Below are 18,493 nucleotides of genomic sequence, written 5' to 3' on the forward strand. Positions count from 1 at the left end.
GACTGCTGCCCCACCGACCGCTACCTGGCGAGCGGCGCGACCACCCAGCGGCGGGTGGTGAACATGCCGTCGGGCGGGCCGATCTCGATCAGCTTGCGGGCGGCCGGGTAGGCCTCGTTGCCCTCGATCTCGTAGCCGACGTCGAACGTGCCCGGCACGTCCCTGACCTGGGGCTGCTCCTGCGCCTTGGCGCCCTTGCCGCCCTGCTCACCGGCCGTGACGGCGGCGAGCTCGGCGAGCAGCGTCTGCTGGGCCGCGGCGAGGGCCTCGCGCGGGTCGCGTGCCCGCGGCGCGGCGGCCGCCGGCTTGCCGCCCTGGGGCGGCGGCGCGATGTCGGTGCTCGGCTCGCGCGTAGTGCCGGTGCTCTCGCGCGTGGAGATCTGCGCCTGCACGACGGTCCCGTCGTTGTCGAGCGCTACGCGGATCACACCGCGGTCGGGCGTGATGACCGGTACGCCGCCGAAGACCTGGCGGAACGTCACATGGGTCTCCAGGGAGACCGGCTGCCCCAGCTCGGAGCCGTCCTTCGCGCCGGAGTTCTGCATCAGGTCGTGCACGCTGTCGACGACGAGCTCGGCGCCGTCGGCGTGCCGCTCGGCGAACGTGCGCGCCGCCTCGACGGCCTGGTCGGTGGGCAGCTGCCGCAGGTTGCGGTGGTTGGCCTCGGCGAGCTTGACCCACCGGACGGCGTGCGGAGCCGTGGAGACGATCCGGTCGCCGGACGCGGCGCTGAGCACGCCCTGCCGCTCGACCTGGACCTCTTGCAGGGCCGCCGACGGGAAGTCGGCGACGCGGCCCAGCTTGGTGAGCTCCTCGCCCGGGTCGCGCGGCGCGAGCTGGACGATCTGCGGGCTGCTCGGCGCCTGCGTCAGCGGCTCCCTGAGGCTGTCGCGGGCGTTGTACCAGCGCCACGCGTACCAGTTGTCCGGCACGTGCTCGCGGAAGAGGGTCCGCTCGCCGTTCAGCCGGGCCGTGGCCTCGGCCTGGTTGGCGCCGACCGCGGCGACCGAGGGCGCCTGGCCCTTGTAGATGTCCCAGCTCGCGTTCAGCCACGCGTCGGTGAACGTCTGCCCGGCCCGCCACTTCTCCCAGAACTTCTTGCCGTAGTCCGGGCTGTCGATGCTGACGGTCTCGAACCCGAAGATCATGCGGAAGCCGATGTTGGGGCCCGCCCAGGTGCGGATCGGGGAGTGCCCGCCGAGGACCCGCAGCGAGGTGCAGGTCGACCAGAAGATGTAGTTCGCCTTCTCGTTGCCCAGCGCCATCCGGTTGGAGACCGCGTCGCTGCGGCCGTCCCAGACCGCGCCGAGCGGCGCGAAGAAGACGCCGTTGTTGTCCATGCCGCCGTGGCCGGAGTGGTAGACGGCGACCACCGCGTCCATGCCGTAGCGGTCCTGCCAGTTGTCGTACGTCTCTTCGTACGCCCAGACCTGCGCCCCGCCGTCCGCGAACCAGAAGTTGCGGTCGTAGAACTGCTGGAGGTACGCCAGCCACCCGGTGGCGTCGGCGTGCGTGTGGAAGAGAGTGTTCTGGTTGACGAACTTCTGGATGCTGAAGGCACCCCACCAGCCGAACGTCGAGTCGCGGGTGCCGGTGGCTCCCGGCTTGTCCCCTTCCAGCGGGGACGGGCCGCGGTCCGTGAAGTTGATGCGCATGGCGAAACCCCCTGAGTGATCTCCTCGACCGTGCGAGGGGGCCTCAAAGTGTCACCGCAGACGCGCCTTGCACAGTTGCCATTTCGGCCATAGCGACCACGCACCGGGGCTGCCGTACCGCCTCACGAACCCCGGCTCTCCCTGCTGAGGAGCCTGCCGCGGATCTTGTGCAGCCGGGGCATCAGCACGTACACGACCGTGAGGACCACGGCGGCGCTGAGCAGCAGGGTCTGCACCACCAGGGGCAGCTTCGCCAGCCAGGAATGGAGAAGCAGCTCCAGGACGGTGAGGGTCGGGAAGACCGACAGCCAGATCATCAGGGCCATGTGGTGACGGGGCGGGGGCGCGGTCTGCATGAGGTGTCCTTCCGAAATGTCCAACCAACCGTTTGGAGATTGGTGCCGGAAAGCTAACACGCGGCGGGCAGCATCTCCAAACAGTTGGTTGGGTATGCTGGTGCCATGGCCTGGGACACCGCACGCACCCGGCAGGCACTGCTCGACGCCGCCGTGGACGAATTCGCCGAGCACGGCTTCGACGGCGCCCGCATCGACCGCGTGGGGACGCGGGCGGGCGTCAACAAGGAGCGGATCTACCAGTACTTCGGCAACAAGGAGAAGCTCTTCGCGCACGTCCTCGAGACCGAGCTGGACCGCATCGCCACCACCATCCCGGTCACCGTCGAGCAGGCCGCCGACCTCGGTGACTACGCGGGCAGGCTGTACGACTACCACCGCTCCCGTCCCCAGTTCATCCGGCTCCTGCACTGGGAGGGCCTGCGCGACACCGGCGCCCCCGCCCTCAAGGAGCCGGAGCGCACCGCCACCTACGGGTCCAGGGTCGAGGCGATCGCCCAGGCCCAGCGCGACGGCACCCTGGACCCCACGCTCGACCCCAGGGCGCTGTTCTATGCCGTACTGGCCCTCGGCGCCTGGTGGTTCAGCGTTCCCCAGGCGGTCCGGATGGTCTTCGGCGGCGAGCAGTCGCCCCGGACGGAGCGGGACGCGCTGATCGGGCTCGTGCGGCGCCTCGCGGGGCAGGGCGAGCGCTGAGCGGAACCCCAACGGGCCGCGCCCTCTTGGGGCGTCGCCCGGTGGCCGTCCGCCGTTCACCGTCCGTGGGCCGGTCTTCCGCGTACGCCGAGCCAGGGTGTGATCGGATGGGCGCACGGACGTTCCGACACGCATCACGGAACCGCATTGAAGGGATCTACATCGTGGCTACCACGCGCTCCGCGCACACGGTCTGGGAAGGCTCTCTGACGGAGGGCTCGGGCACCGTCACCTTCGACTCCTCCGGGATCGGGGAGCAGGCCGTGTCCTGGCCGTCCCGCGCCGAGCAGGCCAACGGCAAGACCAGCCCCGAAGAGCTGATCGCCGCCGCGCACTCCAGCTGCTTCTCCATGGCGCTCTCGCACGGTCTGACGGGCGCGGGCACCCCGCCCACCCGGCTGACGACCTCCGCCGACGTGACGTTCCAGCCGGGCACCGGCATCACCGGCATCCACCTCACCGTCGAGGGCACCGTGCCGGGTCTCGACGAGGCCGCGTTCACCTCCGCCGCCGAGGACGCCAAGGCGAACTGCCCGGTGAGCCAGGCGCTGACGGGCACGACCATCACGCTGACGGCGAAGCTCGCCTGACGTACGGTTTTCCGCCATTTCCGACGGTGCCGCCGTCCCGCACGGGGCGGCGGCACCGTCATGGGCGGCATTGACAACGCGCCGCTCAAGTTTTGTGATGGAGGTCGAAGTACGCCGGGAAACGGGCTCGCGGTGGAAGGGGACTGGACATGGCACGTGCAGTCGGGATCGACCTCGGTACGACGAACTCGGTGGTGGCCGTCCTGGAGGGCGGTGATCCCACGGTCGTCGCCAACGCGGAGGGAGCGCGCACCACTCCCTCGGTCATCGCCTTCGCGAAGAACGGCGACGTACTCGTCGGAGAAGTCGCCAAGCGGCAGGCGGTGACGAACCTGGACCGCACCGCACGCTCCGTCAAACGGCACATGGGCGAAGGGAGTTGGCGCTTCCCGGAGGACGGGTCCGTGGACGGCACCCGGTACACCGCCCAGGAGCTCTCCGCCCGCGTCCTGCAGAAGCTCAAGCGCGACGCCGAGTCCTATCTGGGCGAGGACGTCACGGACGCGGTCGTCACCGTCCCCGCCTACTTCGACGACACACAGCGCCAGGCCACCAAGGAGGCGGGCGAGATCGCGGGCCTGAAGGTCCTGCGCATCATCAACGAACCGACGGCCGCGGCCCTCGCGTACGGCCTCGACAAGGGCGACGACCAGACGGTCCTCGTCTTCGACCTCGGCGGCGGCACCTTCGACGTCTCGCTCCTGGAGATGGGCGAAGGCGTCATCGAGGTGAAGGCCACCAACGGCGACACGCAGCTGGGCGGCGACGACTGGGACCAGCGCGTCGTCGAGTATCTGGTGCGGCAGTTCAAGAACGGGCACGGGGTGGACCTCGGCAAGGACAAGATGGCGCTGCAACGCCTGCGCGAGGCCGCCGAGAAGGCGAAGATCGAGCTGTCGTCGTCGAGCGAGACGGACATCAACCTGCCCTACGTCACCGCGTCGGCGGAAGGCCCCCTGCACCTGGCGGAGAAGCTGACCCGCGCTCAGTTCCAGGAGCTGACGGCGGACTTGCTTGAGCGCTGCCGCGGCCCCTTCCACCAAGCGGTGAAGGACGCGGGCGTGAAGCTCTCGGCCGTCGACCACGTGATCCTGGTGGGCGGTTCGACGCGGATGCCCGCGGTGACGGACCTGGTCAAGGAACTCACCGGCAGCGAGCCGCACAAGGGGGTCAACCCGGACGAGGTGGTCGCGCTCGGCGCGGCCCTCCAGGCGGGCGTGATCAGGGGCGACGTGAAGGACGTACTGCTCCTGGACGTGACGCCGCTGTCCCTCGGGATCGAGACCAAGGGCGGCATCATGACCAAGCTCATCGAGCGCAACACGACCATTCCCACCCGGCGTTCGGAGACGTTCTCGACCGCCGAGGACAACCAGCCCTCGGTCGGCATCCAGGTCTTCCAGGGCGAGCGGGAGATCGCCGCGTACAACAAGAAGCTCGGCGTCTTCGACCTCACCGGACTGCCCCCGGCGCCGCGTGGCGTCCCCAAGATCGAGGTCACCTTCGACATCGACGCCAACGGCATCATGCACGTCTCCGCCAAGGACGAGGCGACGGGCCGCGAGCAGCGGATGACGGTGACGGGCGGTTCCGCGCTCCCCAAGGACGACATCAACCGCATGGTGCGCGAGGCCGAGGAGCACGCGGAGGAGGACCGCAAGCGGCGCGAGGCCGCGGAGACCCGCAACCAGGCGGAGCAGCTCGTCTACCAGACCGAGCGGTTCCTGCGGGAGAACGAGGAGCGGATCCCCGCCGACACCAAGGCCGAAGTGGAGTCTGCGGCCACGGAGTTGAAGGCCCTCCTGAAGGACAAGGCCGATGACACGGCGGCGCTGCGCGCGGGCGCGGAGAAGCTGGCCTCCGTCAGTCAGCGGATGGGCCAGGCCATGTACGAGACGTCTGCCGGCGGGGGCGCCCAGGAACAGGCGGCTCCCGGAGCCCCGGCCGAGGAGGGCGTGGTCGACGCGGAGATCGTCGACGACGAGAAGCCGGAGGAGGGGAAGGAGAAAGGCACCGACAGCTAGCCGCCTCCCCGGCAGCGGGGGTGGTCAGGACCCCGTCTTCTCCCACCCCCGCCGCTCCGGACGAGGCCCGACCCTGCGCGGGTCCTTGCTCCGGTACACCACGTACGGCCGGAACAGGTACTGCACCGGCGCGCTGAACATGTGCACGAGCCGCGTGAACGGAATCAGCGCGAACAGCGCCATCCCGACCACCGCGTGGATCTGGTAGAGGACCGGAACCCCCGCCATCAGCTCCGTGTCCGGCTGGAGGGTGAACAGGCTGCGCGCCCAAGGGGCGATGGATTCGCGGTAGTTGTAGCCGTCGCCCGACGCGTGCGTCAGCTTGGCCACCATGCCGAGCACGATCGCCGCGAACAGCACGAGGTACATCAGCTTGTCGTTGGCCGTCGTCGCCCGGAACACCGGCGCGTTCGTGCGCCGCCGGTAGAGCAGCAGCAGGATGCCGAGCACCAGGAGGATGCCCGCCGCCGTGCCGCCGTACAGCGAGAGCAGGTGGTACGTGTGCTCCTTCACGCCCAGCTTCTCCGTCCACGACTCCGGGACGAAGAGGCCCACCAGGTGTCCGACGAGCACGAAGAGGATCCCGTAGTGGAACATCGGTGACGCGATGTTCAGGAGCTTGGACTCGTACACCTGGGACGAGCGCGTCGTCCAGCCGAACTTGTCGTAGCGGTAGCGCCACAGGAGGCCCGCCACCAGGAGGACCACGGCCACGTACGGGATCACACCCCACAGCAGCGTTCTCATCAGTGCTCCCCGATCAGTGCGAAGGGTTCAAGGCCGACGTCCTCCCGCGGCGGCCCCGACCGGGCCAGCGCCTGCGCCTCGGCCCGGTCCTTGGGGGAGGGCCCCGGCAGCGTCGCGCACACCGCCTCCAGGACGGGCGCGTACGGCGTACCGAAGTCGGTGAGGGCGAGCCGCAGCAGCTCCAGACCCGGCCTGTGCTCCTCAAGGAGGACGGGACCCGCGTGCGCGGAGAACTCCAGGACCGCGGGCAGGAAGTCCGGCAGCTCCTCGCCGGTGAACTCCATGCCGTGCTCGCGGTAGACCTCCTTGAACCGGACCAGGGCCATCCCGCGCCGCCGTGTGTCGCCGTCGCGCCACCAGCTCAGGTAGAGGCTGTGGCGGTTCTTGAAGTCGAAAACCTGGACGTAGTGCGCGGCCAGCTCGGACGCTCCGGTGGCCGCCGCGTGCGTCAGGAAGCTGTGCAATTGCGGTGCGGCAGCGCTGAGTTGGGGCAGCAGTGCCCGGAACTCCTCGTCCGGGTAGGACAGGCAGTGCGCGGCTGCCTGGTAGAGCACGGCATGGTCGTCGCTCACAGTGTGTCCTTGTCGGTGGCGGAGGGCTGCTCGTCGGCGGTCTGGCGGTCCCGCAGCGCGTGGAAGTTCTCGATGGTCACCAGCGGCAGCTGCTTGCGGCCCGAGTCCTGGCCGAACGGGCCGTCCCCGCCCATCCCCGGACCGTCCTCGAAGTCCAGGCTGCACGAGTCCGGAATCGCCGACTCCTCCAGGCGCTTGGCGTCACCCACCGCGGCGGTCGGGATGACGTAGCGGTCCTCGTACTTGGCGATGGCGAGCAGCCGGTACATCTCCTCGATCTCCTGCCCCGACATGCCCACGGCCTCGGCGACCGAACTGTCGGGCTGGTCACCGAGGTTGATCGCCCGCATGTGCGCCCGCATCGCCGCGAGCTTCTCCAGGGAGGCCCGCACCGGACCCATGTCACCGGCCGTGAAGATCTCCGCCAGGTATTCGAGGGGGATGCGCAGCGTGTCGATCGCGCCGAACAGGTTGTCCAGGTCCTCGCCGTCGTGCCCGGTCTCGCTGAGCGCGTCCACGACCGGCGACAGCGGCGGGATGTACCAGACCATCGGCATCGTCCGGTACTCCGGATGCAGCGGGAGCGCCACCTTGTACTTGCTGATCAGCGCGTGCACGGGGGAGCGGCGGGCCGCCTCGACCCAGTCGTGGCCGATCCCGGCCCGCTCGGCCTCGCGCCGCACCTCGGGGTCCTCCGGATCGAGGAAGACCCCCAACTGGGCCTCGTACAGAGCCGTGTCGTCCTGCACCGAGGCGGCCTCGGTCACTTTGTCGGCGTCGTACAGGATCACACCGAGGTAGCGGAGGCGGCCCACGCACGTCTCCGAGCAGACGGTGGGCAGACCCACCTCCAGGCGCGGATAGCACATCGTGCACTTCTCGGCCTTGCCGGTGCGGTGGTTGAAGTACACCTTCTTGTACGGGCAGCCGGTCACACACTTGCGCCAGCCCCGGCAGCCGTCCTGGTCGACCAGGACGATGCCGTCCTCCTCGCGCTTGTACATCGCGCCCGACGGGCAGGACGCCACGCACGCCGGGTTCAGGCAGTGCTCGCAGATCCGCGGCAGATAGAACATGAAGGTCTGCTCGAAGGCGAACTTCACCTTCTCGGCGGCCTTCTCACGGGTCTTGGCGACCATCGGGTCCAGGTCGCCGTACTCCGTCGCGCCGCCCAGGTTGTCGTCCCAGTTCGACGACCACTCGATCTTCATGGGCTTGCCGCTGATCAGCGAGCGGGGCTCGGCCACCGGGTAGTCGTCGCCCAGTGGGGCGTCGGTGAGGTTCTTGTACTCGTACGTCCAGGGCTCGTAGTAGTCCTTGATCTCCGGCAGCTTGGGGTTGGAGAAGATCTCCAGGAGGGCCTTGAACCGGCCGCCGTTCTTGAGCTTCAGGGCGCCCCGCTTGTTCAGCTCCCAGCCGCCGCGCCACTTCTCCTGGTCCTCGTAGCGGCGCGGATAACCCTGGCCGGGACGGGTCTCCACGTTGTTGAACCAGACGTACTCCATGCCGTCGCGGTTGGTCCACGCCTGCTTGCAGGTGACGGAGCAGGTGTGGCAGCCGATGCACTTGTCGAGATTCATGACCATGGCGATCTGAGCCATCACACGCATCAGTACTGGACCTCCTGGCTGCGGCGGCGGATGACGGTGACTTCGTCGCGCTGGTTCCCCGTCGGGCCCAGGTAGTTGAAGGCCCACGACAACTGGGCGTAGCCGCCGATGAGATGGGACGGCTTGAGGATGAGGCGGGTCAGGGAGTTGTGGATGCCGCCGCGCTTGCCGGTGGTCTCCGTCTTGGGGACGTTCACCGTGCGCTCCTGCGCGTGGTGCATGTAGACCGTGCCGGCCGGCATCCGGTGCGAGACGACCGCTCGCGCGACCACCACGCCGTTGCGGTTGACCGCCTCGATCCAGTCGTTGTCCTTCACGCCGATCGCGTCCGCGTCCTGCGGCGCCATCCAGATGCACTGGCCGCCCCGGGAGAGCGACAGCATGAAGAGGTTGTCCTGGTACTCGGAGTGGATGGACCACTTGTTGTGCGGGGTGAGATAGCGGACCGTCACCTCCTTCTCGCCGTCCGGGCCGAGCCGTGGCTCCCCGAAGAGGCGGTTCATGTCCAGGGGCGGCCGGTAGACGGGCATCGCCTCGCCCAGCTCGTGGATCCAGTCGTGGTCGAGGAAGAAGTGCTGGCGCCCGGTGAGCGTGTGCCAGGGCTTCAGATGCTCGGTGTTGAGCGTGAACGCCGTGTAGCGCCGCCCGCCCGCCTCGCTGCCCGACCACTCGGGCGAGGTGATCACCGGGACGGGGGCCGCCTGCGTATCGGCGTACGTGATGCGCTTGCCCTCGTGCTCGGCCGCCAGGTGCGCCATCTCCTGGCCGGTGCGCTCCTCCAGGGTGTGGAAGCCCTGCGTGGCCAGGCGGCCGTTGGTCGTGCCGGACAGCGCGAGGATCGTGTTCGCCGCCTTCACCGCCGTGTCCAGGGCGGGGCGCCCGTCGGCGGGTCCGCCGCGTACGACGCCGTTGCGCTCGCGCAGCTCGTCGACCTCCTGGTCGGGGCGGAACGCGATGCCCTTCGCGGGCAGCCCCAGCTTCTCCGCGAGCGGGCCGAGCGCCGCGAACTTCGCGCCGATCGCGGTGTAGTCCCGCTCGACCACCGTCAGGCCCGGCATCGTCTTGCCCGGGATCGCCTCGCACTCGCCCTTGCGCCAGTCCAGGACGACACCGCCGGGCTGCGCCGTCTCGCCGGGGGTGTCGTGCTGGAGCGCGGTGGCGACGAGGTCCTTGCGCACGCCGAGGTGGTCCACGGACAGCTCGCTCAGCCGTTCCGCGATCGCCTTGAACGTGTCGAAGTCGGTGCGGGCCTGCCAGGGCGGGTCGACGGCCGGGGTGAAGGAGTGCACGTAGGGGTGCATGTCCGTGGAGGAGAGGTCGTGCTTCTCGTACCAGGTGGCGGCCGGCAGGACCACGTCCGAGAGCAGCGTCGAGGACGTCTGGCGGAAGTCGAGCGAGACGAGCAGGTCGAGCTTGCCCTCGGGGGCCTCGTCGCGCCACGTCACCGTCGAGGGACGCTCGTCGGGCGACGCCTCCTCCGCCCGCAACGAGGAGTGCGTGCCGAGTAGATGCTTGGTGAAGTACTCGGCGCCCTTGGCCGACGAGCCGAGCAGGTTGGCGCGCCACAGGGTCAGGACGCGCGGCCAGTTCTCGGGGGCGTCCGGGTCCTCGCAGGCGAAGTTGAGGGTGCCCGCCTTGAGTTCGTCCACGACGTTGGCGACCGGGTCGCCCGAAGCGCCCGAAGTCTCGCCGAGATCAAGGGAGTTGCGGTCGAAGGTCGGGTAAGAGGGCATCCAGCCGGTGCGCGCCGAGAGGGCCAGGCAGTCGGCGCCCGTCATCCCGGCGAACCGTCCCTCGCCGAGCGGCGAGGCGAGCACGTCCGCCGCGAACTTGTCGTAGCGCCACTGGTCGGTGTTCAGGAACCAGTACGCGGCGCCGATCATCTGCCGCGGCGGCCTGCTCCAGTCGTTGGCGCTGGCGAGCGTCGCCCAGCCGGTCGCCGGGCGGCACTTCTCCTGCCCGACGTAGTGCGCCCAGCCGCCGCCGTTGCGGCCCTGACAGCCGGTGAGCTGGAGCAGGGCCAGGAAGGCGCGGTAGATCGTCTCGGAGTGGAACCAGTGGTTGGTCCCCGCCCCCATGAGGATCATGCAGCGCCCTTGCGACTTCTCGGCGGTCCGCGCGAACTCCCGCGCGATCTTCACGGCCTTCGCGGCCGGGACCGAGGTGTGCGCCTCCTGCCAGGCCGGGGTGCCGGGTGCGTCGGCGTCCTCGTACGAAGAAGGCCACTCGCCCGGAAGACCCTCGCGCCCGACGCCGTACTGCGCGAGCAGCAGGTCGAAGACCGTCGTGACCAGCGGCCCGTCCTGGCCGCCGAGCCGCGTGGCGGGCACCCCGCGGCGCACGATCTCACCGCGGCCCTGGCCGTGCGTGCCGCCCTCGGTGTCGAAGCGGGGGAGCAGCACCTCGATGCCCGTCGCGACCTCGGAGTCGTGCAGGGAGAGCCGCGGCTTGATGTCGCCGAGCTCCAGATTCCACTTGCCCTTGCCGGAGTCGGTCCAGCGAAAGCCCAGCGAGCCGTTCGGTACGGCGGGCTGCCCGGTGTTCTCGTCCAGGACGGCCGTCTTCCAGTCGCCGCCCTCGCCGCTCTGGCCGAGGTCGGTGGCGCGCAGGAACTTGGACGGGACGTACGCGCCGTCGCGCTCGGTCAGCGTCACGAGGAAGGGCAGATCGGTGAACTTGCGCACGTAGTCGGTGAAGAAGTCCGTCTGCCGGTCGACGAAGAACTCCTTGAGGATGACGTGGCCCATCGCGATGGCGAGGGCGCCGTCCGTGCCGGGGTGCGGGTACAGCCACTCGTCGGCGAACTTGGCGTTGTCGGCGTAGTCGGGCGCGACGACCACGACCTTCTGGCCGCGGTAGCGTGCCTCGGCCATCCAGTGCGCGTCCGGCGTGCGCGTCACCGGCACGTTCGAGCCCCACATCATCAGATACGCGGCGTCCCACCAGTCACCCGACTCCGGTACGTCGGTCTGGTCGCCGAACACCTGCGGCGAGGCGACCGGCAGGTCCGCGTACCAGTCGTAGAAGGACAGCATCGGGGCGCCGATCAGCGACATGAAGCGGGCGCCGGCCGCGTGCGACACCATCGACATCGCGGGGATGGGGGAGAACCCCGCGACCCGGTCCGGGCCGTGCGTCTTGATCGTGTGGACGTGCGCGGCCGCGATGATCTCGACGGCCTCGTCCCAGCTCGCCCGCACCAACCCGCCCTTGCCGCGCGCCTGCTGGTACGTCCTGCGCCGCTCCGGATCGCCCTGGATGTCCGCCCAGGCCAGGACCGGGTCACCCAGCCGTGACTTCGCCTCGCGGTACATCTCCAGGAGCACGCCGCGCAGGTAGGGGTAGCGCACGCGGGTCGGCGAGTACGTGTACCAGGAGAAGGCGGCGCCGCGCGGGCAGCCGCGCGGCTCGTACTCGGGGCGGTCGGGGCCCACGGACGGATAGTCGGTCTGCTGGGTCTCCCAGGTGATGATGCCGTCCTTGACGTACACCTTCCAGCGACAGGAGCCCGTGCAGTTCACGCCGTGCGTCGAGTTCACGACTTTGTCGTGGCTCCACCGGTCCCGGTAGAAGGCGTCCGCGTCCCTGCCGCCCACGAGTCCGATGCTGTGCAGGTCGGGGGCGGCGGTGCCGCGGCGGAAGAACTTTCCGGCACGCAGCAGCGCGGCGCCGGGCTCGGTCGTCTCTGTCACCCTTGAGCTCCCTAGGTCTGCCTCTCCACGAACCTAGGTGCGGGGCGGCGGGGGCACACGGCGGCGACGGCCGTACGGGTTGCGGGGCCCGCGGCCCTCCCGGGCGTCCTCCCTTACCCCTGAGGTAATCGACCCGCGCGCGGGGGCCCGGCAGGGTGGTCCTACCGGATCCGGTCCGGCGCACTCCGGCCCGGATCCGGCCTCCCTTTCCCTTCCTCTGCTGGAGGCCGGTTCCTCATGTCGACGTACTCCGCCCACCCGCTCACCGCACTGGCCCGCACGAACGACCCGAAGACGATGCTGCGCCGCTTCCTGGCCCTCGACGCGGTGGTCACCGCCGGGAACGGCCTCGCGTACGCCGCCGTGTCCGGCCCGCTCGGGCGCTTCCTCGGCGTCGACGCGGGGCTGCTGCTCGGCCTCGGCGTCTTCCTCGTGCTGTACGGCGCGGGCGTCGGCTACCTCGCCTCGCGCAAGAGCCCGCCCACGCTGCCCGTGCGGGGGGTGATCGAGGCCAACGCGGTCTGGGCGGTGCTCAGCGTCGTCGCCGTGATCGCCTGGCTTTCGCCCACCACGGCGGGCGCGGTGTGGATCCCGCTCCAGGCGGTGGCCGTCGGCGGTTTCGCCGCCGTGCAGTACGCGGCGCTGCGGGCGCTTCGGTCCTCCTAGCCCTGCCTGGCCCTGCCTAGGCCTGCGGGGGTGTCCCGGCGGCGCGCGCGTCGAAGCGGGTGCGGGCGGCCTCGATCTCGGCGAGGTACTGGTGCGTCCAGGCGCACATGCCGTCGACCGTGGCGAGCAGGCCCACGCCCGCCTCGGTCAGGCGGTACTCGACGCGCGGCGGCACGGTGGCGTACACCGTCCGGTGCACGACGCCGTCGCGCTCCAGGCCACGCAGGGTCTGGGTGAGCATCTTGTGGCTGATGCCGTCCACCGCGGTCCGCAGTTCCGTGAAGCGCAGCGTCCGGTCGGCCAGGGCGTTGATGATCAGCAGCGCCCACTTGTTGGCCACGCCCGCGAAGATCTCGCGGGCCAGGGAGTCGGCGCGCGTCAGGTCCGCGTCGTCGACGTGGCCCTCGGTCTGTTTCCTGCCCATGAGACTCCCCGCCCTACGACGCCGACTGGAGGTACTTGACCGTGGCCGGGTCGGCCGGGAGGAGCGTCTCGATGGCCAGTTCGGCGACCGTCACGTCCATGGGGGTGTTGAACGTCGAGATCGACGAGACGAAGGAGAGCAGCTGCCCGTCGTGCTCGATGCGCAGGGGCAGCGCGAAATAGGGCACGCCGCTCCGCGGCCCGTCGTCCGCGAAGACGTCGACACCGGGATCCTCCACCGGGTACGCCGCCACCTCCTCGTACACCGCGCGCAGCGCGTCGGAGCGCTGGAGAGCGATCTGCCGCTCCATCTGGTGCAGCAGGTGGCCCCGCCACTCACGCAGATTGCGGATCTTGGGGGCGAGGCCCTCCGGATGGAGCGTGAGCCGCATGGCGTTCAGGGGCGGTTGCAGGAGATGTTCGGGGATGCCGTCGAGGATCATGGCGATGCCCTGGTTCGCGGCGATCACGTCGTACGTCGCGTCGACGACCAGGGCGGGGTAGGGCTCGTAGCCCCGCAGGAGCTGTTCGAGGCCCTCGCGCAGGGCGCCCATCGAGGGGTCGTCCATCGGGGTCTCGCGGAAGCGGGGCGCGTAACCGGCCGCCAGGAGCAGCGAGTTGCGCTCCCTCACGGGTACGTCGAGGTGCTCGGCCAGGCGCAGCACGATCTCCTCGCTCGGGCGTGACCTGCCGGTCTCGATGAAGCTGATGTGCCGCGCCGAGGAGTCGGCGCGCAGGGCCAGGTCGAGCTGGCTCACCTTGCGCCGCTCGCGCCAGCCGCGCAGGAGCGGGCCGACGCCGGTGCTTTCCTTGGTGGACGCGGCAGTTGTCATACCCAGACAGTAATCGAAGGCGTACGCGATCGGCCGGGGCCCGTGGCGGGGATTCGCGGTGCGGGCTCCGCGGCGGGTGGCCTGATCAGGGCCTTGCGCGATGCGATGTGGCAGGCTGAGGGATATACGTACACGCGTACCCCACGCGCATGTCATTGGACCTGTCATGGCGCGCGTCGCAGCGCACTCATAGCGCACTCATAACGCACTCATACGGACGGGAAGGGGCGCGGTCATGCCACTCGAACCGCTGTCGCAGAAGGACGTCGAGGAGCGGCTCGCGGAGCTGCCCGGCTGGTCGCTCGAAGGCGGCCGGATCACCCGCTCCTTCCAGCTCGGCTCGCATTTCGCGGCGACCGCGATGGTCGTCCACGTCGCGCAGATCCAGGAGGAGCTGGGCCACCACTCCGAGCTGACCCTCGGCTACAACACCGTCTCCCTGGCCGTGCACACGCACAGCGTGGGCGGCGCCCTCACCACCCTCGACTTCGACTTGGCCCGCAGGGTCGAGGAGCTGGCGGTCGGGCACGGGGCGGTCTGAGCGCCCATGCTGGACTACGGCAAGGAAGCCGACCGCTACGACGCCTCACGCGGCGGTGAACCCCGCGCCGACGCCGCTGCCGCCGCGGTCCTCGGACTCCTGTCTCCGGACGCCGGCACCCTCCTGGACGTAGCCTGCGGCACGGGCCTCGTCACCCGGCGCCTCGCCGGGGCGGGCCTGCGGGTGACCGGGGTCGACTCGGCGCAGAACATGGCACGCATGGCCGCGGGACGACTGCCGGGTGCCATCGTCCTCGGCGACAGCCGCCGACTGCCCTTCCCCGACGCCTCGTTCGACGCGGTGTGCACGGTGTGGCTGCTGCATCTGCTCTCCGGAGGAGACGAAGTGGCCGCGGTCGTCGCCGAGTGCGCCCGGGTGCTGCGGCCCGGCGGCGTCTTCGTCACGACCGTCGACAAGGCCGCCGCGCACGACGTGGGCAGCGACATCGACGCCGTGCTCGCGCCGCGCCCGGTGCGCGTGGCGTCCGACGGAGCCGAGGCGGTCGAGAAGCACGCGGCCGCGCAGGGCCTGACACGGGCGGGCGCGGCCCGGTTCCGCGGCTACGGCCAGGGGCGCACGCCCCGCTCGACGGTCGAGGACATCCACCGGGGCTGGTTCACCCAGGTCCCGCCCGACGGCCCGCAGGCCGCACGGCTGGCGGCAGGCCTGGCCGAACTGCCGGACCAGGAAGTGGCGCGTCCGGACCCACGCTTCACGCTCATGTCGTTCCGCAGCCCGACCGGCCGCCTTTCGCGTGGCGGCGCGGATGGGGACGCCCTCGAACCGTCCTGACCCGGGGCGGAGTTCACGCTAACGGCAGCCTCGCCGCCCGCCCATTGTCTCTGTTTCGCACCCCGCGATTTGCCGAAACCGCAAGCCGACTGGCCAAGGCATCGGCCGGGGCGCAGGCTGGGAACCGCTCCCGGGGACCGCTCGACGGCCCACCCACCAGCGCACCGAAGGCGGCGGCAGAGACGATGGCTCACGACCACGAGCAAGGCCAGGAACGCGGCCACGGGCACGGCCACACCCACGGGCATCACCACGAGGACATCGACTGGGCCACCATGGGCCCGATGCTGGAGCGGAACGCGGAACTCGCCGCCCCGCAGAACCGTGAGATCGCCGCGTGGCTGCACCAGTGGCAGCCGGAGCCGACCCTGATCGCCGACGTGGGCAGCGGCTCCGGCAGCATCTCCTTCCTCCTGGCCGGGATCTTCCCCAAGGCCGAGGTCATCGCGGTGGACCCGGCCCAGCCGCTCCTTGAGCGCGCACGGGCGCGGGCCGCCAGGGAGGGCCTGACGAGCCGGGTCGGCACGCTCCAGGCCGAACTCCCGGAGGGCATCAGCGAGTTGCCCCCGGCCGACCTCCTCTGGATCGGCAGGGCCCTGCACCACGTGGGCGACCAGCAGGCGGCCCTGGCGGCACTGGCGGACCGCCTGGCGCCGGGCGGCGCGATCGCGCTCCTGGAGGGCGGCCTGAACCCCCGGAGCCTGCCCCGCGACATCGGCTTCGGCAGGCCGGGCCTCCAGACCCGCTTCGACCTGGCGGACGAGAAGTGGTTCACGCGCATGCGCGCGGAGCTGCCGGGCGCGAAGGCGGTCACGGAGGACTGGCCCGGCCTCATCACCGAGGCGGGCCTGCGCCACGCGGGCACCCGCTCGTTCCTCCTCGACCTGCCGGCGCCCCTGTCCGACTCCGCCCGCGCCCACCTGGTCACCGAGCTCTCCCGCCGCCGCGAGATGCACGCGGACACCCTCGACGCCGACGACCTGACCACGGTCGACCGCCTCCTGGACGCGAACGACGAGCAGAGCCTGCACCACAGGCCCGATGTGTTCCTGCTGTCGGCGCAGACGGTGCATGTGGGGGTCAAGGGTTAGTCCCGCCCTCGGCTGCACGGGCTCCCGGCTCCGCGTGCGACCGTGCCAGGGGCGGACTCAGCAGGTCACAGTGGCGTACGTATCTGTCAACTACCACGTATGGATGGGTGTGTTGACGCTACGTTTGCCGCATCGACCGAAGGAGCGAGGCACCCCGTGAACGAACTGATGCGCTGGGAGTCCGACGAGGGGCCCGTCGTCGTCGAGGTGGATTCCAAGGACCCCGGCTTCAGGTCGGTCGCGCGCGGGGACGGCGGGGAGATCCACGATGTTCAGGGCCGGTTCGAGTCGGCGCTCGACAACGTGCGCGGCGCGGCGATGTCCGCCCTGCACACCTTCCGTACGACGGCCCTGAACCCCGACCAGATCGAGCTGGAGTTCGGCGTCAAGCTCAGTGCCGTCGCGGGCGCCGTCATCGCCAAGACAGCGGCCGAGGGACACCTGACCGTCAAACTGACCTGGTCCCGCGGGGACACACAGGACCGATAGCGGTGGGCATGCACTGGCGTGCCCGGGTCGGCACCGCCGAAGGGGCTCCCCGGGGAGCGGGCGTACTGGTCGACAGCACCCGGCTGATCACCTGCGCCCATGTCGTCCATGGGCTGGCCGAGGTCTCGGTCACCCTGCCAGGCGTCACCGGCGTGCTGCCCGCGACCGTGGCATGGTCCGGCGATTGGAAACGGCTGGGTGACCTCGGGGACGTGGCGGTCGTCGAGCTCAAGGAGCCGCTGCGGGTGCCCGCGTGCGCGTTCGCGCCGTTCGACACGCTGCTGCCGCGCAGGGGGAAGACCGCCTACGAACTGCGCGCCCTGGGATTCCCGCGCGGCCACGAGAAGGACGGCATCCACGTCACGCTGCGCACCAGCGCGGACCGGCTGCTTCGCCAGGAGTGGCTGGAGATCGACGTCGAGCAGGCCCATCTGGCCCGCCTGGACGAGGGGTTCAGCGGCTCCGCGGTGTACGACCCGGCCACCGGGATGGTCGTCGGCATGGTCACCGACGCCGTGCTCGACGGCGATCAGGAGGGCTACATCGGGCGGATGCTGCCGCTCGACACGATCCGCCGCTACTGGGAGGGCCTCGACGACCTGTTGCCGCTGGACTGGCTGCCGGACGCACCGCGCCGCGAACTCCGCGCGCTCCTGGAGGGGGTCACGCCGGGCGTGGGGCCTGAGCTGATCGTCCAGCGGGCCTTCCCGACCTTCCTGCGACCTCTTCCGGCCTTCACGTCGCTCTGGGCGGCGGTGCGGTACGTCGGCGAGGACATGGCGGGAGATGACCGGCTGCTTCGACTGCTGGGCGAGCTCATGACGCACGTACCGGGCGGGGCCCGGCACCGCATCGACGCCTGGATGCGGCGACGGCTGCCGCAGTACGCGGCGCGGGCGGCGCACGCGCCGCCCGCCGCCCCGGCGCCGGTGGGCTCGGTCATGGTCAGGCTCGAACCGCTCACGCGCGGCGCGAGCCTCGACATGAGCGTGAGTACGGTGATCGACGGTGTCCAGGTCGCCCGGTCAGGGCCCGTCAGGGTCCGCCGCGACCAGGTACGGGCCAAGGTCGAGGGCTGCCTCGCCGAACAGGTCGCCAGGGTTCACGACTTCGACTGGATGCTGGAGTTCGTGGTGCCGGAAGGGCTGATGAGCGAGCCCTTCGAGGAGTGGGACATCCGCGAGCCGGGAGCCCCGCGCCCCCGCCCCATGCGCACGGTGCCCGTGGTGGTCAGACACATGGACCGCCTCAAGCCCTTGACGGTGTCCCGGCTGACCCGCAACCGCTGGCAGACCGTGCGGGCCCGCGGCGAGACCCGCCCCGAACCCGTCGCGTGCGCACTGCCGTACGGCTACGAGGAGTTCCGCGACTGGCTCGATGCGGACGACGAGGTGTGTGCGCTCGCGTACGCCGCCACGCCCGTGCCGGACTGGCTCTCCGCGGCCCTCGACACCGGCGTACCGATCATGCTGTGGCGGCGGCACGAATGCGGCGGCGGGCACGCGACGTGCGCGCCCGAGAAGTTCCTGGCCCAGCTGGCCGATGCGGTCGGCGCCCTGGATCCCGACACGCTGCCGTTCGAGGTCATGAAGCTGCGCAAGGAAGCACGTTCCCCGAACAAGGGGGGCGCCGATCACTGCGGACATCGGCTGACGCTGTTCTGGGACGACCCGGAGCGCAGGCCCGATCCTCCGCTTGCCATGGGGAGTGCGTGAG

17 protein-coding genes are annotated in these 18,493 nt (G+C 70.5%); 9 read left to right on the top strand and 8 right to left on the bottom strand.

The window, feature by feature from the left end; genetic code table 11:
• Positions 1-20 precede the first annotated feature (20 nt).
• Complete coding sequence (locus ACFUPX_RS05355; protein ID WP_383316276.1) at positions 21-1,655, bottom strand: DUF6345 domain-containing protein; 1,635 nt, start codon at positions 1,653-1,655, stop codon at positions 21-23.
• Positions 1,656-1,777: 122 nt separating this feature from the next.
• On the bottom strand, positions 1,778-2,011 hold the full coding sequence (locus tag ACFUPX_RS05360; RefSeq protein ID WP_383316279.1) for a hypothetical protein: 234 nt from the start codon (positions 2,009-2,011) through the stop codon (positions 1,778-1,780).
• Between the two features lie 105 nt (positions 2,012-2,116).
• Between ACFUPX_RS05360 and ACFUPX_RS05365 the strand changes: the two genes are divergently transcribed.
• The 3 genes from ACFUPX_RS05365 (at position 2,117) to dnaK (ending at position 5,321) form a co-directional block, all read left to right on the top strand.
• Complete coding sequence (locus ACFUPX_RS05365) at positions 2,117-2,707, top strand: TetR family transcriptional regulator (RefSeq protein ID WP_383316282.1); 591 nt, start codon at positions 2,117-2,119, stop codon at positions 2,705-2,707.
• A gap of 164 nt (positions 2,708-2,871) precedes the next feature.
• Entirely contained in the window at positions 2,872-3,297 is a 426-nt protein-coding gene (locus tag ACFUPX_RS05370; protein ID WP_383316285.1) for an OsmC family protein, read from the top strand.
• A 149-nt stretch (positions 3,298-3,446) separates the two neighbouring features.
• Positions 3,447-5,321 (top strand): molecular chaperone DnaK, encoded by a 1,875-nt coding sequence (gene dnaK / locus ACFUPX_RS05375; RefSeq protein WP_383316288.1) that lies wholly within the window; start codon positions 3,447-3,449, stop codon positions 5,319-5,321.
• A 24-nt stretch (positions 5,322-5,345) separates the two neighbouring features.
• On the opposite strand, the gene narI is transcribed toward dnaK, so the two are convergent.
• The 4 genes from narI to ACFUPX_RS05395 are packed head-to-tail and all read right to left on the bottom strand — an operon-like array spanning position 5,346 to position 11,942.
• Positions 5,346-6,068, bottom strand: coding sequence for a respiratory nitrate reductase subunit gamma (gene narI, locus ACFUPX_RS05380; RefSeq protein WP_383316291.1), 723 nt, complete (start codon positions 6,066-6,068; stop codon positions 5,346-5,348).
• Entirely contained in the window at positions 6,068-6,640 is a 573-nt protein-coding gene (gene narJ, locus ACFUPX_RS05385; RefSeq protein ID WP_383316294.1) for a nitrate reductase molybdenum cofactor assembly chaperone, read from the bottom strand. Before narJ ends, narI begins: the two co-directional genes overlap by 1 nt.
• Positions 6,637-8,250, bottom strand: coding sequence for a nitrate reductase subunit beta (gene narH, locus ACFUPX_RS05390; protein ID WP_383316297.1), 1,614 nt, complete (start codon positions 8,248-8,250; stop codon positions 6,637-6,639). The genes narJ and narH overlap by 4 nt, the downstream gene beginning before the upstream one ends.
• Positions 8,250-11,942: a nitrate reductase subunit alpha gene (locus ACFUPX_RS05395; protein ID WP_383316300.1), complete on the bottom strand. Its 3,693-nt coding sequence runs from the start codon at positions 11,940-11,942 to the stop codon at positions 8,250-8,252. The genes narH and ACFUPX_RS05395 overlap by 1 nt, the downstream gene beginning before the upstream one ends.
• A gap of 237 nt (positions 11,943-12,179) precedes the next feature.
• Between ACFUPX_RS05395 and ACFUPX_RS05400 the strand changes: the two genes are divergently transcribed.
• On the top strand, positions 12,180-12,608 hold the full coding sequence (locus ACFUPX_RS05400) for a hypothetical protein (RefSeq protein ID WP_383316304.1): 429 nt from the start codon (positions 12,180-12,182) through the stop codon (positions 12,606-12,608).
• A 16-nt stretch (positions 12,609-12,624) separates the two neighbouring features.
• Here the strand turns inward: ACFUPX_RS05400 and ACFUPX_RS05405 are convergent, their stop codons facing one another.
• Together ACFUPX_RS05405 and ACFUPX_RS05410 are read right to left on the bottom strand one after the other, a co-directional pair.
• Positions 12,625-13,032 carry a winged helix-turn-helix transcriptional regulator gene (locus tag ACFUPX_RS05405; RefSeq protein ID WP_383316308.1) on the bottom strand — a complete coding sequence of 136 codons (408 nt, stop codon included), beginning with the start codon at positions 13,030-13,032 and terminating at the stop codon, positions 12,625-12,627.
• A 13-nt stretch (positions 13,033-13,045) separates the two neighbouring features.
• Positions 13,046-13,864, bottom strand: a complete 819-nt coding sequence (locus ACFUPX_RS05410; protein WP_383316312.1) for a helix-turn-helix domain-containing protein — start codon at positions 13,862-13,864, stop codon at positions 13,046-13,048.
• A 235-nt stretch (positions 13,865-14,099) separates the two neighbouring features.
• On the opposite strand from ACFUPX_RS05410, the gene ACFUPX_RS05415 reads away from it, so the two are divergent.
• The 5 genes from ACFUPX_RS05415 (at position 14,100) to ACFUPX_RS05435 (ending at position 18,492) form a co-directional block, all read left to right on the top strand.
• On the top strand, positions 14,100-14,405 hold the full coding sequence (locus ACFUPX_RS05415; protein WP_383316315.1) for a 4a-hydroxytetrahydrobiopterin dehydratase: 306 nt from the start codon (positions 14,100-14,102) through the stop codon (positions 14,403-14,405).
• 6 nt (positions 14,406-14,411) lie between these two features.
• Complete coding sequence (locus ACFUPX_RS05420; protein WP_383316318.1) at positions 14,412-15,197, top strand: class I SAM-dependent methyltransferase; 786 nt, start codon at positions 14,412-14,414, stop codon at positions 15,195-15,197.
• A 185-nt stretch (positions 15,198-15,382) separates the two neighbouring features.
• On the top strand, positions 15,383-16,288 hold the full coding sequence (locus tag ACFUPX_RS05425) for a class I SAM-dependent methyltransferase (protein ID WP_383316321.1): 906 nt from the start codon (positions 15,383-15,385) through the stop codon (positions 16,286-16,288).
• Between the two features lie 156 nt (positions 16,289-16,444).
• Positions 16,445-16,777 (top strand): CU044_2847 family protein, encoded by a 333-nt coding sequence (locus tag ACFUPX_RS05430; RefSeq protein ID WP_383316324.1) that lies wholly within the window; start codon positions 16,445-16,447, stop codon positions 16,775-16,777.
• Between the two features lie 8 nt (positions 16,778-16,785).
• A complete protein-coding gene (locus tag ACFUPX_RS05435; RefSeq protein WP_383316327.1) occupies positions 16,786-18,492 on the top strand; it encodes a trypsin-like peptidase domain-containing protein in 1,707 nt (568 codons plus the stop codon).
• The last annotated feature ends 1 nt before the right edge of the window (position 18,493 follow it).

It is taken from the genome of Streptomyces sp. NPDC057302 (assembly GCF_042667685.1).
Taxonomy (GTDB): domain Bacteria; phylum Actinomycetota; class Actinomycetes; order Streptomycetales; family Streptomycetaceae; genus Streptomyces.

Coding starts and splice junctions, on each gene's coding strand:
- ACFUPX_RS05405 (WP_383316308.1), bottom strand. CDS start 13,032: ATGGGCAGGAAACAGACCGAGGGCCACGTCGACGACGCGGACCTGACG.
- ACFUPX_RS05425 (WP_383316321.1), top strand. CDS start 15,383: ATGGCTCACGACCACGAGCAAGGCCAGGAACGCGGCCACGGGCACGGC.
- ACFUPX_RS05360 (WP_383316279.1), bottom strand. CDS start 2,011: ATGCAGACCGCGCCCCCGCCCCGTCACCACATGGCCCTGATGATCTGG.
- ACFUPX_RS05355 (WP_383316276.1), bottom strand. CDS start 1,655: ATGCGCATCAACTTCACGGACCGCGGCCCGTCCCCGCTGGAAGGGGAC.
- ACFUPX_RS05415 (WP_383316315.1), top strand. CDS start 14,100: ATGCCACTCGAACCGCTGTCGCAGAAGGACGTCGAGGAGCGGCTCGCG.
- ACFUPX_RS05435 (WP_383316327.1), top strand. CDS start 16,786: ATGCACTGGCGTGCCCGGGTCGGCACCGCCGAAGGGGCTCCCCGGGGA.
- ACFUPX_RS05410 (WP_383316312.1), bottom strand. CDS start 13,864: ATGACAACTGCCGCGTCCACCAAGGAAAGCACCGGCGTCGGCCCGCTC.
- ACFUPX_RS05365 (WP_383316282.1), top strand. CDS start 2,117: ATGGCCTGGGACACCGCACGCACCCGGCAGGCACTGCTCGACGCCGCC.
- narH (WP_383316297.1), bottom strand. CDS start 8,250: ATGCGTGTGATGGCTCAGATCGCCATGGTCATGAATCTCGACAAGTGC.
- ACFUPX_RS05400 (WP_383316304.1), top strand. CDS start 12,180: ATGTCGACGTACTCCGCCCACCCGCTCACCGCACTGGCCCGCACGAAC.
- dnaK (WP_383316288.1), top strand. CDS start 3,447: ATGGCACGTGCAGTCGGGATCGACCTCGGTACGACGAACTCGGTGGTG.
- ACFUPX_RS05420 (WP_383316318.1), top strand. CDS start 14,412: ATGCTGGACTACGGCAAGGAAGCCGACCGCTACGACGCCTCACGCGGC.
- narI (WP_383316291.1), bottom strand. CDS start 6,068: ATGAGAACGCTGCTGTGGGGTGTGATCCCGTACGTGGCCGTGGTCCTC.